13 protein-coding genes are annotated in these 13393 nt (G+C 73.1%); 1 reads left to right on the top strand and 12 read right to left on the bottom strand.

Features of this window, described 5'->3' with window-relative positions; genetic code table 11:
* Positions 1 to 13: 13 nt before the first annotated feature.
* From mdlC to K1T35_RS09895, 3 genes are read right to left on the bottom strand one after another with little or no spacing between them, the layout of a single operon-like run.
* Positions 14 to 1603: a benzoylformate decarboxylase gene (gene mdlC, locus K1T35_RS09905; RefSeq protein WP_220259865.1), complete on the bottom strand. Its 1590-nt coding sequence runs from the start codon at positions 1601 to 1603 to the stop codon at positions 14 to 16.
* Positions 1600 to 2817, bottom strand: coding sequence for an aromatic acid/H+ symport family MFS transporter (locus tag K1T35_RS09900; protein WP_220259863.1), 1218 nt, complete (start codon positions 2815 to 2817; stop codon positions 1600 to 1602). Before K1T35_RS09900 ends, mdlC begins: the two co-directional genes overlap by 4 nt.
* A gap of 33 nt (positions 2818 to 2850) precedes the next feature.
* Positions 2851 to 3639 (bottom strand): IclR family transcriptional regulator, encoded by a 789-nt coding sequence (locus K1T35_RS09895; RefSeq protein WP_220259862.1) that lies wholly within the window; start codon positions 3637 to 3639, stop codon positions 2851 to 2853.
* 85 nt (positions 3640 to 3724) lie between these two features.
* Here K1T35_RS09895 and K1T35_RS09890 point away from each other — a divergent pair, with 85 nt between their 5' ends.
* The gene (locus K1T35_RS09890) at positions 3725 to 4126 is read left to right on the top strand and encodes a DoxX family protein (protein ID WP_220259861.1); all 402 of its coding nucleotides are present in this window, start codon (positions 3725 to 3727) and stop codon (positions 4124 to 4126) included.
* Positions 4127 to 4198: 72 nt separating this feature from the next.
* On the opposite strand, the gene K1T35_RS09885 is transcribed toward K1T35_RS09890, so the two are convergent.
* The 9 genes from K1T35_RS09885 to K1T35_RS09845 all read right to left on the bottom strand — a co-directional run bounded on the left by K1T35_RS09885 (position 4199) and on the right by K1T35_RS09845 (position 13353).
* Complete coding sequence (locus K1T35_RS09885) at positions 4199 to 4516, bottom strand: hypothetical protein (protein ID WP_220259860.1); 318 nt, start codon at positions 4514 to 4516, stop codon at positions 4199 to 4201.
* 274 nt (positions 4517 to 4790) lie between these two features.
* A complete protein-coding gene (locus K1T35_RS09880; RefSeq protein ID WP_220259859.1) occupies positions 4791 to 6005 on the bottom strand; it encodes an RNA polymerase sigma factor in 1215 nt (404 codons plus the stop codon).
* Between the two features lie 6 nt (positions 6006 to 6011).
* Positions 6012 to 6362 (bottom strand): YciI family protein, encoded by a 351-nt coding sequence (locus K1T35_RS09875; protein WP_220259858.1) that lies wholly within the window; start codon positions 6360 to 6362, stop codon positions 6012 to 6014.
* A gap of 144 nt (positions 6363 to 6506) precedes the next feature.
* Positions 6507 to 7019, bottom strand: coding sequence for a hypothetical protein (locus K1T35_RS09870; protein WP_220259857.1), 513 nt, complete (start codon positions 7017 to 7019; stop codon positions 6507 to 6509).
* On the bottom strand, positions 7016 to 8290 hold the full coding sequence (locus K1T35_RS09865) for a hypothetical protein (RefSeq protein ID WP_220259856.1): 1275 nt from the start codon (positions 8288 to 8290) through the stop codon (positions 7016 to 7018). The genes K1T35_RS09870 and K1T35_RS09865 overlap by 4 nt, the downstream gene beginning before the upstream one ends.
* A gap of 26 nt (positions 8291 to 8316) precedes the next feature.
* Positions 8317 to 9084, bottom strand: a complete 768-nt coding sequence (locus tag K1T35_RS48765) for an ABC transporter ATP-binding protein (protein WP_255621742.1) — start codon at positions 9082 to 9084, stop codon at positions 8317 to 8319.
* Positions 9081 to 10745 (bottom strand): dipeptide/oligopeptide/nickel ABC transporter permease/ATP-binding protein, encoded by a 1665-nt coding sequence (locus K1T35_RS48760; RefSeq protein WP_255621741.1) that lies wholly within the window; start codon positions 10743 to 10745, stop codon positions 9081 to 9083. The genes K1T35_RS48765 and K1T35_RS48760 overlap by 4 nt, the downstream gene beginning before the upstream one ends.
* Complete coding sequence (locus tag K1T35_RS09850) at positions 10742 to 11725, bottom strand: ABC transporter permease (RefSeq protein WP_220259855.1); 984 nt, start codon at positions 11723 to 11725, stop codon at positions 10742 to 10744. The genes K1T35_RS48760 and K1T35_RS09850 overlap by 4 nt, the downstream gene beginning before the upstream one ends.
* Positions 11722 to 13353 (bottom strand): ABC transporter substrate-binding protein, encoded by a 1632-nt coding sequence (locus K1T35_RS09845; RefSeq protein WP_220259854.1) that lies wholly within the window; start codon positions 13351 to 13353, stop codon positions 11722 to 11724. The genes K1T35_RS09850 and K1T35_RS09845 overlap by 4 nt, the downstream gene beginning before the upstream one ends.
* Positions 13354 to 13393: the final 40 nt, after the last annotated feature.

Raw genomic sequence — 13393 nt, 5'->3', positions numbered from 1 at the left:
AAGGTACGCAGTTTCAGCCCGGCTCGACCGCCACCTCCAGCACGAGCGGCCGCGACCGCTCGCCCAACGTGGGCACCACCTCGTCGAGCGCCCCGACGAGCCCGGCGTGATCGGTGACGCGGCGGGCCGGGCAGCCGAGCGACTCGGCGAGCCCGCCCACACTGACCTCCTCGAACGCCGGCCACGGCGGCTTGCCCCCGCGTTGCTCCGCAAGCCGGTCCATGATCGCGTAGCGGCCGTTGGCGAGCACCACGAACAGGACGCCGACGCCGTAGTGCGCGGCGCTCCACAGCGCCTGGATCCCGTAGAGCGACGACCCGTCGCCGACCACCGCCACCACCGGGCGGCCGGGAGCCGCCATCCGCACTCCGATCGCGGCGGGCAGCGCGAACCCCAGCCCGCCCATTGCGGCGCTGAGGAACCCGAGCGGGCTACGGGCGGGCAGGAGCCGGTGCAGGTCGGGGCGGCTGGACGGCGTCTCCTCGACGATCACGGTCTCGGCGGCGACGCGCGCGGCGAGCGCCGCCATCACGTGCGCGGCGCGCAGTGGCTCGCCGTCGCTCGGCTCGGCGGGCGCCGAGGCACGGGAGACGGCGGGCGGCGTGACGTCCGGCCGCTCCGGAACCCGCGCGGCGAGCAGCGCGCAGACCGCGGCGGGGTTCGCGAGCACCGCGACATCGGCCGGACTGTGGTGCGCGTCCTCCGGGTCGTCGGTGACGAGCGCGACCGCCGTGCCCGCGACGACGAGCGGCCCCTCCTCGTACGGGTACTGCCGGAACACCGGTGCGCCGACCGCGAGCACGAGGTCGTGGCCCGCGAGCGCCTCGCGCAGGCCGGCCCGCCCGGCGGGCAGGTGCCCCGCGAACTGCGGATGATCCTGCGGGAAGCCCGCGCGGGCTGCGAACGGCTCCTGCCACACGGGACAGCGCAGCCGCTCCGCGAGCCGGACGAGCGCGCGCCATGTCTCGGCGTCGTCGGCGTCCGCCCCCACCACGAGCGCAGGCGACGCCGACCCGGCCACCATGGCGGCGAGCTCGTCGACGACGGCCGGGTCGACGGCGTCCGCTCGGTGCAGCACCGCGGGGGCGGGTATCCGCGCGTCCTCGGCCGGGGCCGACCAGTCGTCGCTCGGCACGATCACCAGCGCCGGTCCGCGGCCGGTGCGCGCCTCGTGCCAGGCCCGTGCCACCGCGCCGGGCACGTCCTGCGGCCGCGCAGGCGTGCGCACCCAGACCGGGTAGTTCCCGGCCAGCCCTTCGAGCTCCCCCGCGAGGAAGGGGTGCAGCGCGAGGTGGCGCCGGTCCTGCTGGCCGATCAACACCACGAGCGGCACGCGGTTGACCCGGGCCGTCGCCAGCGCCCCGACCGCGTTGCCCAGCCCGGCAGTGGTGTGCAGGTTGACCAACGCGGGCCGGTCCAGCGCCGTCGCCCATCCCGTCGCCATGCCGACAACGGAGCCCTCGTGCAGCGCGAGGACGAACGCGATGTCGTCTGGCAGGTCGGTGAGGAACGCGATCTCGGTCGAACCGGGGTTCGCGAAGATCGTGGTGAGCTGGTGGCGGCGCAGGACGTCGAACGTGGCGTCCCGGACGGTGCGGGTCACGCGGAGGCCCTCGTGGCGCCGACGGCGGCGACCGAGACCGCGCCGATCGCGGCCACCACAGCGAACACGTAGAAGCCCCACGGGTAGGCGATGCCCGCCGTGAGGAGCGCACCACCGATCAGCGGACCGGAGATTGCGCCGAGGCGGCCCACGCCGCTGGCGGCGCCGATCGCGGTGCCGCGGGCCGCGGCCGGGTAGTGCTGGGCGACGTATGCGAAGACGAGCACCTGCGCGCTGAACACGAACACCCCGGCGAGCAGCACCCCGACGTACACGCCGATCCCGGGCAGCCGGACGCTCAGCAGGGCGAGGAACAGCGCCGCGGCCGTGAACCAGCCGAGCACGGCGGGCCGCACGCCGATCCGGTTGGCGACCTGGCCCGCGACCAGCAGGCCGAGGATCGCGCCGACGTTCAGCACGAGCAGCAGTGCGAGTGCCGCGCCCAGCTCGTACCCGGCCGACCGCATGATCTCGGGCAGCCACGTGTTCAGGCCGTAGACGAGCAGCAGGCCCATGAACGAGGTCACCCAGAACGCGATCGTGGCGCGCAGGTACCCGCCGCCGAACAGGATCGCGATCGGGTTGTGCCGCTCGCGCGCCGTGTCCTGGAGGAACGACTCCGACTCCGGCAGGTACCGGAGGATCAGCGGCACCAGCACGAGCGCCGGCAGCGCGCCGATCACGAACATCGCCCTCCAGCCCAGCGCCGGGATGACGACGATCCCGAGCAGTGCGGTGATCACGGCGCCGACGTGGTAACCGGTCATCAGCACGGTCGTTGCGCCGCCACCCTTCCCGACGCGGGCGTACTCGTTGACCAGTGCGATCGCCACCGGGAGCACGCCGCCCAGCCCGAGCCCGGCGAGGAAGCGCAGCAGGCCGAACGTCCACGGGTCCGGCGCGACGGCGCACAGCAGCGTGAGCACCGAGAAGCCGATGACGGTGTACAACATCGCCCGGCGGCGGCCGATGATGTCGGTGACGGTGCCGATCGCGATCGCCCCGACCATCACGCCGACGAGCCCCACCGACGAGATCAGCGCCCCGGTGTTCGGAGTGAGCCCCCAGACGCCGTCACGGAGCATGGGCGACAGGACGACGCCCAACACGACCAGGTCGAAGCCCTCGAGCGCCACCGACGACCATGCGAGCGGCGCCACCCAGCCGGCGTGTTCCCGGGCCTGAATCGGATTCTGCGCTGGATCCGCGGACATGCGCGGGAGTATCGGCGCCGTGCGGCGGACCCGTCAGCCGGTCCTCGCACTGAGCGGAATATCGGCTCCGGGGACGAGGGCGCGCCCCACGGCCGCCGCCGTCAGGCGCACCGCCGGCACGAGGGGCTGCAGGTTCTCAGTGCTGCTCGGCACCACGACCGACACGCTGGCCACCACATCGCCCGCCGGGCCCATGACCGGCGCGGCGACCGAGGCCGCGCCGTCGGTCATCTCGTCGCGTGAGAGGCAGTAGCCCGCCCTGTGCACCTCGGCGAGGGTGGCGGCCAGCTCGTGCGGGTCGGTGATGGTGCCCGATGCCATGCGGGGCAGCCCGCGCGCCACCACATCGGCGACGAACGCGGGGGGTGCGTACGCGAGCAGCACCTTGCCCGGGCCGCTGGCGTGGGCGGGCATCCGCCGGCCGACGCGGGACCGCACCTGCACATCGGCGTGCCCAGGCAGCCGTTCGAGGAACAGCGCACGGTGGCCGTCGAGCACGACGAGGTGCACGACCTGGCCCGTGACGGCCCCGAGGTCCTGGAGGAACGGGAGCGCGGAATCGCGCAGGTCACGGGCCAGCGGGGCGAGCGCGCCGATCTGCCACAGCCGGATGCCGATCCGGTACCGCCCTCGGCCGGGGCGCTCCAGCGCACCCCACGCCACGAGCTCGGCGACCAACCGGTGCGCGGTGGCCGCGGCGAGCCCGGTGGCGGTCACGATCTCGCCGAGCGTCTGCTCGGGGCATTCGTCCGAGAACGAGCCGAGCACCGCGAGGGCGCGGTCGAGCACCGACCGCCCCTGCTCGGAGGCCCCGCCCGCCATGGCCGCACCCTCCCGACCGATGAGTTCTGCCGCGCGCCCCGGTCCTACCCCCGACGACACGTTCGCGCCACCCCGGAGGAACCCGATGACCACCGCCGCCCCGACCGCCCCCTCCCGCGTCGCCCACCGCAGCCTCTGGGTGCTGCAGGTCCTGCTGGGGGTCTTCTTCGTTGTAGCGTCCGCCGCGCCCAAGTTCTGGGGCGACCCGTACGCCGTGCAGATCTTCACGGAGATCGGCGCCGGACAGTGGCTCCAGTACTTCGTCGGCGCCGTCGAACTCGCGGGCGGCATCGGCCTGATGGTGCCGCGACTTGCCGGGCCCGCTGCCGTCGGCCTGATGGCCCTGATGATCGGAGCCGGCTACACCCAGGCGGTGGTGCTCGACGAGCCCGCGATGGTCGTCACGCCGGTCATCATCTTCGTGCTCGCCGCCGTCATCGCGTGGGGGCGCCGCGGCTCGATCGCCGCGTGGCTCCCGGCCCGCTGATCCGGCCGGCAAATCGAGAAACGGCACCCCGGATGGGGTGCCGTTTCTCGTCGCGTATTCCCGAATTACGGGTCAACGCTTTGCTGTCGCCTCGCAACTGATCGGCGCATCCGCGACGTTCGGATCCGACGAGCCGCTGCCGAGGATGCCGAGCAGGTTGCCCAGCCCGAGCACGGCCGTCACGTCCGGACAGACGTTCAAGCCGTTCAGCACGTTGAGGTCACCGAGGTTGATCAGGCCATCCTGCGGCGCGTCGTCGCCGGTGATGACCTGTTCCGCATCGTCCCCGCGTTCCTCGCCCTCCGGCGATGGGCTCGCGTGGGCAAGTGGAGCGAGCGCCAGCACGGCCGCCAGGCTCGCGGATACGACGATTCCTGCTTTCTTCCACACCTTCGTCTCCTGAATGATTCATCACCGAGCGGACGCAACTGACAGCCAGAAAACTAACCTTGCTTCTGGGGGCTTTACCATGGCTGTCCCACCATCGGGTGCCCGATTCGAGACGGCGTGTTTGCCACCCCGGCGGACCGGGAAGCGGAATTCCATTCACCACTCTTCGTGATCGTTTCCTGCGGGTTCTGTGGATCACCGCCGCGGCGTCGTCACGGTGTGTGGTGGACGGGTGGACGCCCGCGCGGGCGACCGGGGCGGCACGTCCGGGTGATCATGAGCCGAGCTCGGCCCGCCTCCGCAGCAGGAACGCGCGCTCGGCCGCGTTGGCGACCCCTGCGATCGCGGCGTCGTACGCCGCACCCGCCTCGGCGGCACGGCCGGTGCGGCGCAGCAGGTCGGCCCGAATGGCGTGGAACAGGTGGTGTTCGCCGAGGTCCAGCGCGTCGACGAGTTCCAGGCCGGCCTCGGGTCCGTCGACCTCGGCGACGGCGACCGCCCTGTGCAGCGCAACCACCGGGCTCGGCGCCACCGCGAGCAGCTGGTCGTAGAGCGCCACGATCTGACGCCAGTCCGTCGCCTCCGCGGTGGGCGCATCGCTGTGCACGGCATTGATCGCGGCCTGGATCTGGTACGGGCCCGGCCGCCCCCGGCGCAGGCACTGCCGCACCAGCGACTGGCCCTCGGCCACGAGCGCGCGGTCCCACCGCCCGCGGTCCTGGTCGGCGAGCAGAACGAGGTCGCCGTCCGGCGTGGTGCGGGCCGGTCGCCGGGACTCGACGAGCAGCATCAACGCGAGCAGGCCGACGGCCTCGGGTTCGTCGGGCATCAGCTCGACCAGCAGCCTGCCGATGCGGATGGCCTCAGCGCAGAGCTCCTCACGGATGAGCCGCTCGCCCCCGCTCGCCGTGTACCCCTCGTTGAACACGAGGTAGACGACGGCGAGCACCGCGCGCAACCGGTCCGGCAGCTCGGCCTCGTCCGGCACGCGGTACGGGATGCGGGCCTTGCGGATCTTGCCCTTCGCCCGGACGATCCGCTGCGCCATGGTCGGCTCCGGCACCAGGAACGCGTGGGCGATCTCGGCGGTCGTGAGACCACCGAGCAGCCGCAGGGTCAGCGCGACCTGAGCGGCCGTCGCGAGTGCCGGGTGACAGCAGGTGAAGATCATCCGTAACCGGTCGTCGCGCACGGCGAGCTCCTCGTCCGGTTCGTCACCGGCGGACAGCAGCGCGGCCTGCGCGTGCCGGTCCGCGCGGGAGGCCTCCCGGCGGAGCCGGTCGATCGCCCGGTTGCGGGCGGTCGTGATGATCCAGCCGGCCGGGCTGGGCGGCAGGCCGCTGTCCGGCCACCTCTCGACGGCACTCGTGAAGGCGTCCTGCACCGCCTCCTCGGCGACGTCGATGTCGCCGAAGACGCGGGTCAGGACCGCCACCGCCCGCCCGTACTCGCGGGTGAAGACGCCCTCGATCTCGGCGGTGGACAGCACGGGCCGTCAGCAGGTGCCGAAGTGCAGCGGCCGCACCTCGATCGGGAGCGTCAGCGCCCGCGCGACCTTGCGTCCCCACTCCAGCGCGGCGTCGAGGTCGGGCGCCTCGATGATCGTGAAGCCACCGAGGTGCTCCTTGCCCTCGGCGAACGGCCCGTCGGTGACGAGCACCTCGCCCTCTTGGGCCCGCAGCACCGTGGCCGTGCTCGGGTCGTGCAGGCCCGCGGCGAACACCCATGCACCGGCGGCCCGCATTTCCTGGTTCACGGCGTCCAGGTCTCGCATGATCGGCTCGAGGACCTCGGGCGGCGGCGGGTCGCCCACGGGCTGGTAGATGCTGAGCATGTATCGGGCCATCTCGTCTCCTCCTCCTGGTGGTTCACCCCCCATACGAACGGCCGCGCTGCGGATCGACAGATCCCGTGAACCAATTCCGACGAACGGCGCGTTCGTCGGAACCTATCCGACGAGCGAGCCGCTCGTCGGAACGATCGACCGGAGTCAGGACTCGCTGACGTCGTAGACCGCGTCCGGCGGCACGGCGAGCAGGCGGTCGGCCATCTCCTGCTTGAGCACCGCGAGGTGCGCCTCTTGCGCCGCGGACCGGTTCGGCGTGCGGGCCAGCGTGATGAACTCGGCGGTGACGAAACCGTCCCGGATCTGGAGCGTCACCGTGCGGTCGCGGTAGGTCCACCGGAACACGTACCGGGCGCGCACCCGGCCGAGCTCGGGGCGTTCCATCTCCGGGCGGACCACGTACCGGTCCTCGGTGACCGCCCTGGTCACCAGCTCGAACGCGTCCCGCGCCCCCGGGCCGGGGAACGCGGTCTCCAGGCGGATCTCCCGCCGGACCGGCGGGCCGGTCGGATCGAGCAGCGGCCAGGCCCGACGCATCACCGTGAACCCGTGCGCGACCCCGCCGGGGTACCCGGGACCGTGGTAGCGCATCAGGTCGGCGAGGCCGAAACGCAGCAGGCGCCCACCGTCGACCACGTCGATCGTCGCCTCCCTCATCGTGTGGCCTCGGCTGCCACCCAGGGCAGGAAGCCGTCGAGGAATCGCTCGGTGGCCGGCATGAAATGGCTCCCGTAGTGGTGCATCGGGTCGAGCGTCGCGACCACAAGGGTGCCCGGGGTGCTGACGCGGTCGACGTAGAGCAGGGCTTCCCCGGTCGGCAGGGTCACCAGCACCTCCGCTCCGTCGGGCGGGGTGAGCACCCCGTGGTAGTGCCACGTGCAGTCCCGGAGGGTGAGGTGGTCGAAGAGCGGGTGCTCGGGGTCGGGCGTGCGCAGCCCCAGGTCGGCCCCTGGCTCGAGCCACCACCAGAAGTTCGTCGGGCGGTGCTCCCACCGGACGCCGGGCAGGAACTCCGGAACGGGCTCGCCGCCGGTGAACGCGATCACGGTGCCGCCGGCGTCGAGCAGATCGGAGACCCGCCCTGCGGCGGCGTTCAGGGTGTCGTGGTGCAGCCGCTCGGGGATGATCAGGCCGTCGAGACCGGTGAGGTCCGTCTCCGCCAGTTCGGGCAGGTAGCGCAGCCCGCCGGCGAGGTGCTGGGCGTACTTCGGGGTGGTGAGGGCCCGGTGGTGCGGTGCGGAGCCGCCGTACACCGCGGCGAGGCCGCGATCACTCCTGGACGACAGGGGGTCTCTGGGCGCAGCGGCCGGCGCGGGCGAGGGCGCCGCCGGGAGCTCCGCGCGCCGGGCCCGCGCCTCGGCCCGCGCCCAGTCGATGAGCTGCCCGCTCAGCCGGCTCGACGTGCCGTCCGCCCTGTCGTAGCCGAGCAGGTCACCGCTCGCGTGAACGAGGATCGTGCCGCGCGTGGACGTGCGGTCGACGTACGTCGCCGGTTCCCCACCGGCGAGCCGCACGAGCACCTCGGCGCCCGGTGGGAGCGGGTGGTGGCCGCGCGCGAAGAACCCGGCGACGCCGCGCCGGAACGTCAGGTCGTCCGGCTCGACGCCCGCGAAGATCGGGTGGTCGGCGATCCAGGCGACCCGATAGGCGTCCAGGGACGGCCGCGGCAACGGGACGAACGACGACGCCCCGGGCAGCCAGTCGCGATGCAGCTGCCCGCCGAACAGCAGCACGCCGCCTTCGTCGAGGTAGTCGCGGATCACGTGGCGGTGCCGGGCGAGGTGCTCCTGGTCGACGGTCGCGGGGACGACGAGCAACGCGTATCGGCTCAGATCGGTGCGGTCGAGGGCGTAGCAGTCCACCCGGTCGCCGTGATCGGACCGCTCGGGTGCGCGGATGTCCATGTCGAGCAGCGCGATGTCGCGCACGGGTCCTCCAGGGGTCTGTGCTGATGTCAGGGGCGCATGGCGGCGGCCACGAGCGCGGCGGTGTGGTCGTGACGCGGAGCGGCGAGGACGTCGGCGGTCGGACCGCTCTCGACCACGCGCCCCCGGTTCATCACGACCAGCCGCGCGCAGCCGTGCTGGGCCAGCGCGAGGTCGTGGGTGATGTGCAGGACGGCGATCCCCTGCTCGGCGGCCAGGCGGCCGATCAGGTCGACGAGATCCCGGCGGAGGGAGGCGTCCAGCATCTGGGTGGGTTCGTCGGCCAGGATCAGCCGTGGTTCGGACACCAGCGCCCGCGCGAACGCGACCCGCTGCCGTTCACCACCCGAGAGCTCGTGCGGGTAGCGGTCCAGATGGCGAGCGTCCAGCCCGACGTCGGTGGCGGCCCGCGCGGCCCGGTCGGCGCGCGCGGCCCGGTCGCCGATCCGGTGGATGACCAGCGGTTCCGCGATCACGTCCACGACACGCAGGGTCGGCGGCAGCGACGCGTACGGATCCTGGAACACCAGGTGCATCGTCTGCCGTAGCCCGCGCAGCGCGGCCCGGCCGGCCCCGACGACCTCGGCCCCCGCGACCCGGATCGTGCCGCGGTCCGGGCGCACGAGGCCGGCGACCGCGCGGGCCACCGTCGACTTCCCGGCGCCCGAACCACCGACGAGCCCGACCACCTCCCCCGGCGCCACCGAGAGATCGACGTCGGTCAGCGCGGCGACCCGGCCGGCCCGGCTGCGGTAGCTCACGGTCAGCCCGGTGACGTCCAGCGCCGGCACAGTCACTGGGCCACCTCCGGCTGAAACCGGGCCGCGGACTCGACCAGCAGGCGCGTGTAGGGGTGTTCCGGCGCGCCGACAATCCCAGCCGCCGGGCCGACCTCGACCAGCCGACCTGTCTGCATCACCGCGATCCGGTCGGCGATCCGCTCGATCATCGGCAGGTCGTGCGTGACGACGAGCAGGGCGAGCCCGAGCCGGCGGCGCAGCCCGTCGAGCAGGTCCAGCACCTCGGCCTGGACCAGGACGTCGAGGCCGGTGGTGGGTTCGTCGGCGATCACCACGGCGGGGTCGTTCGCCAGCGCCATCGCGATCACGACCCGCTGCCGCATGCCGCCGGAGAACTGATGGGGATGGTCGCGGCCCCGCCGTGGGTCGATCCCGACGAGCTCCAGCAGCTCGGCGGCGCGCTTCCGGGCGGCGGCCCGACCGACCTGCCGGTGCACGCGCACCGCCTCGACGAGCTGGTCCTCGATCGTGTGCACGGGGTTCAGCGCGCTCATCGCCTCCTGGGGGACGAGCGCGACCCGATCCCCGCGCAGGCGGCGCAGCTGCTCGGCCGGCATCGTCGCGAGGTCACGGCCCTCGATCCGGACGGCGCCTTCGGTCATCACGTCGGGCGGGAGCATCCCGACGGCCGCTGCCGCCACGGTCGACTTCCCACTCCCCGACTCGCCGACGAGCCCGACCAGCTCACCCGCTCCCACCACGAGGTCGACCCCGTCGACAGCGTGCACCGGCGTGGCGCCGGGGTAGGTGACGTGCAGGGCGTCGATCGCGAGCGGTGGCCCGCCGGCGTGCGCGACGAGCCGCAGGTCGGCCGGCCGGCGCACCGCCTTGCGGGCGCGACTGCGCAGCGACGGACGGGCGCGTTCCTCGAAGGCGTGTCCGAGCAGCGCGAACGCCAGCACCGTGAGAGCGATGGCCAGGCCCGGCGGGACCACCCACCAGATCCAGGCGTCGGTGAGGAAGGCGCTGCGGGCATGCGCCAGCGAGAGCATGGTGCCCCAGCTCTTCGCGGTGATGTCGCCGAGACCGAGGAACGCGAGCGACGCCTCGAGCAGGATCGCCGTCTTGGTGGCGAGCACGAACTGCGGGACGACGAGCGGCGCGACGGCGGGCAGCAGGTGACGCGGCACGACGTGCCAGGGGCCGGCTCCCATCGCGCGCAGCGCCTGGATGTGGTCGCGTTCGCGCAGCGACAGCACCTGCGCCCGCAGCTCACGAGCGACCCCGGCCCACATGACGATGGAGATGACGAGGATCTGGGTGCCGAGGCCGGGCCCGGCGAACACACCGATCACGATCGTCAGGGGCAGCGCCGGCAGGGCCAGCACGACGTCGACGAGGCGCATCAGCAGGGGGTCCAGCCGGCCGCGGGCATACCCCGCCGACACACCGACGGCCGCGCCGATGACGGTCGCCGCGACGGCGGCCGTGACCCCGACGATCAGGGACACCCGGGCGCCGTAGAGCAGCTCCGAGAGGAGGTCGTGCCCGACGTCGTTGGTGCCCAGCAGGTGCGCGGCCGACGGCGCCCCGAACGGCCGACCGGCACGCTCGGCCGGGCCGTACGGCGCCAGCAGCGGCGCCGCCACCGCCACCAGGACGAGGACGGCGAGGACGCCCAGCCCGGCCGCGGCCAGGCCGCGCGAGATCCGGCTCACGACGACGCGCCCGCGGTCCGGACCCGGGGATCCAGCAACGGATAGCTCAGATCGGCGAACGCGTTCGCAACCACGATGCCGAGCGTGACCAGCAGGAACGCGCCCTGCAGCAACGGGTGGTCGCGCGCGCTGACCGCGTCGAAGATCAGCCGACCGAGGCCCGGATAGGCGAAGACGGTCTCCACCACCACGGCGCCCGACAGCAGCGTGCCCAGCACCAGGGAGAGGTTCGTCCAGACGGGCAGCAGGGCGGTGCGCAGCGCATGGTGCCGCGCGATCCGCCCCTCCGGCACCCCCTTCGCCCGCGCGAGCCGGACGAACGGCTCGTCGAGCACCGTGACCATCGCGGCCCTCGTCAACAGGAAGAACCCGCCGAACGTCGCCAGCGCGAGCGTGGTGGCCGGCAGGACCGTGCGCTGCACGGCGTCGGCCAGCCAGGCCGCCCCCTCCGCGTCGATCGCCGCCGCGCCGTAGGACGGGAACCAGCCCAGCCCGACCGCGAACACCGCGATCAGGATCATCCCGATCCAGAACCCGGGCATGGAGTCGAGGACGAGCACCCCGGCCACCGTGCCCGCGTCCCGGCGCCGGCCCCGGTTCCATGCCGCCCACGCCCCCAGCCCGACCCCGACGATGAGCGCGAGCACGGTGGCGCCCCCCACGAGCGCGACCGTCCACGGGAGGTACTCCGCGAGCACGTCCACCACCGGCCGGTTGAACTGCACCGAACGACCGAGGTCACCGCGGAGCAGGCCACCCCAGAACGCGAGGTACTGCTCGGGCAGCGGCCGGTCGAGGCCGTAGCCCGCCCGTACCTGCTGGGCCGCTTCCGGCGATAGTCCGAGCGCCTCGCCGCCGTAGAGGTACTGGACCGGGTCGCCCGGCGCGAGGTGCGGCAGGAGGAAGTTCAGCGTCGCCGCCACCCACAGCACCAGCGCGTATTGGGCGGCCTTCGCGGCGACGACCCGCGGCAGCGTCACGACCCGGTGACGACGACGGCCTTCGCCCGCAGCGCGACGTCGCGCGGCAGCAACGACCACTTGTGCACGATCCCGAAGCCCGGCGACTCGGCCCAGCCGGCGAACGCCTCAGGGCGGAACGCCCAGTGCTCGTCCGGGTAGTACAGCGGGATCGACGTCGGCTGCGCGTTGAACATCCGCTGCATCTCGAAGGCGACCTCGCGGCGGTCCTCGACCGTGGTGGTGGCCTTCCACTGCTCGAACAGGGCGTCCCACTCCGCGTACGGGATCTCCGGCGCGTCCCAGAGGTAGCCGGAGCGGTGGGACATGATGAACTGCGTCGGGTCGGCGACCCCGTGCGCGGTGATGCTGGTGACCTGCAGGTCGAAGTCCCGCGAGGTGGACAGGTCGGCGAACGACCCGGCGTCGAGCCCCTGCGCAGTGGCGGCGATGCCGACCTCGCCGAGCTCCTCGGCCACGATCTCGGCGGCGCGGATCTGCGTGGGCTCCACCCCCGACGTGACGATGGTGTACCGCAGCGGGCCCGCGGGGCCCTCCCGCACGCCGTCCCCGTCGCCGTCGCGGTAGCCCAGCTCGTCGAGCAGCGCGCCGGCTCGCGCCGGATCCGACGGGGTGGAGAGCGTCGGGTCGGTCCACGGCGAGTCCGGGTGCGGGTAGCCCTTGTCGGCGACGCGCCCCTGCCCCAGGTAGACGGTGTCGAGCAGCTCCTGGCGGTCGATCGCGAGGCTCAGCGCCTCCCGGAAGCGCGGCTGGTCGAACGGGGCGCGCTCGAAGTTGACGCGCAGCTCGGGGAAGCGCAGCGGCCGGGTCTGGATCACGCCGACGTCCGACGAGCGCGAGAACTCGTCGATGAGCTCGGGCGACACGGGCCGGAACGCGGCGTCGATCTGACCGGCCCGCAGCGCCGTGAAGGTCGCAGACGGGTCCGCGATGATCGGCATCACCAGCTCGCGGACGACCGGCGCGCCGGCGAAGTACTCCGGGTTGGCCTCGAATCGGTAGCCCGTGGTCGGGTCGAACTCGACCAGCCGATACGGGCCGGTGCCCACCGGCAGCGCTTCGTGCTTCTTCGCGTCGGCCGGCGGCACCTGCGACCAGACGTGCTCGGGCAGGATCGGCAGGTCGGCGAGGGTGACCGGGCCGAGGTCGGGGCACGCGAACGCACAGGTGAACCGCACCTTGTGGGGGTCGAGCACCTCCACGGAGGAGACGTCGGGGATCTCGTTGATGTGGTGGGTGAAGCGCCCGGTCGGCGCCTCGTGGGCGTAGTGGAAGGTGAAGGCGACGTCCTCGGCCGTGAACGGTTCGCCGTCGTGCCAGCGCACGTCGTCGCGGAGCGCGACCTCCCACGTGCTCGGGTCGACCATCCGGACCTCGGACGCCAGCCACGGCTGCGGCTCGTCCACATACGGCGACGGCGCGAGCAACTTGTCGTAGACCAGCTCGCTGATCTGCTCCTGGAACGAGACGAACACGTTGAGCGGGCCGCCGATGGCCGCCGGAACCGCGATCGTCAGGCGCTCCGCCGTGATCGGCCCCTCACCGGCGGACGGCTCCACGCTGCCCGCGCACCCGCTCGCCAGGAGCACCGCGAGAACGGCCGGAACCCACCTTCTGCCGATCGACATTCCGTCACGCTCCGGTCATGTAAAGTTAGGCTCACCTATC

Source organism: Pseudonocardia sp. DSM 110487, assembly GCF_019468565.1.
Taxonomy (GTDB): Bacteria; Actinomycetota; Actinomycetes; order Mycobacteriales; family Pseudonocardiaceae; genus Pseudonocardia.
The sequence above is the reverse complement of the archived record's forward strand: the minus strand, read 5'-3'. Positions and strand labels throughout refer to the sequence as shown.

What these genes read in the sequence shown, in the direction of transcription:
- K1T35_RS09900 (WP_220259863.1), bottom strand. Translation starts at nt 2,817, where the DNA reads ATGTCCGCGGATCCAGCGCAGAATCCGATTCAGGCCCGGGAACACGCC.
- K1T35_RS09895 (WP_220259862.1), bottom strand. Translation starts at nt 3,639, where the DNA reads ATGGCGGGCGGGGCCTCCGAGCAGGGGCGGTCGGTGCTCGACCGCGCC.
- K1T35_RS09890 (WP_220259861.1), top strand. Translation starts at nt 3,725, where the DNA reads ATGACCACCGCCGCCCCGACCGCCCCCTCCCGCGTCGCCCACCGCAGC.
- K1T35_RS09875 (WP_220259858.1), bottom strand. Translation starts at nt 6,362, where the DNA reads ATGGCCCGATACATGCTCAGCATCTACCAGCCCGTGGGCGACCCGCCG.
- K1T35_RS09870 (WP_220259857.1), bottom strand. Translation starts at nt 7,019, where the DNA reads ATGAGGGAGGCGACGATCGACGTGGTCGACGGTGGGCGCCTGCTGCGT.
- K1T35_RS09845 (WP_220259854.1), bottom strand. Translation starts at nt 13,353, where the DNA reads ATGTCGATCGGCAGAAGGTGGGTTCCGGCCGTTCTCGCGGTGCTCCTG.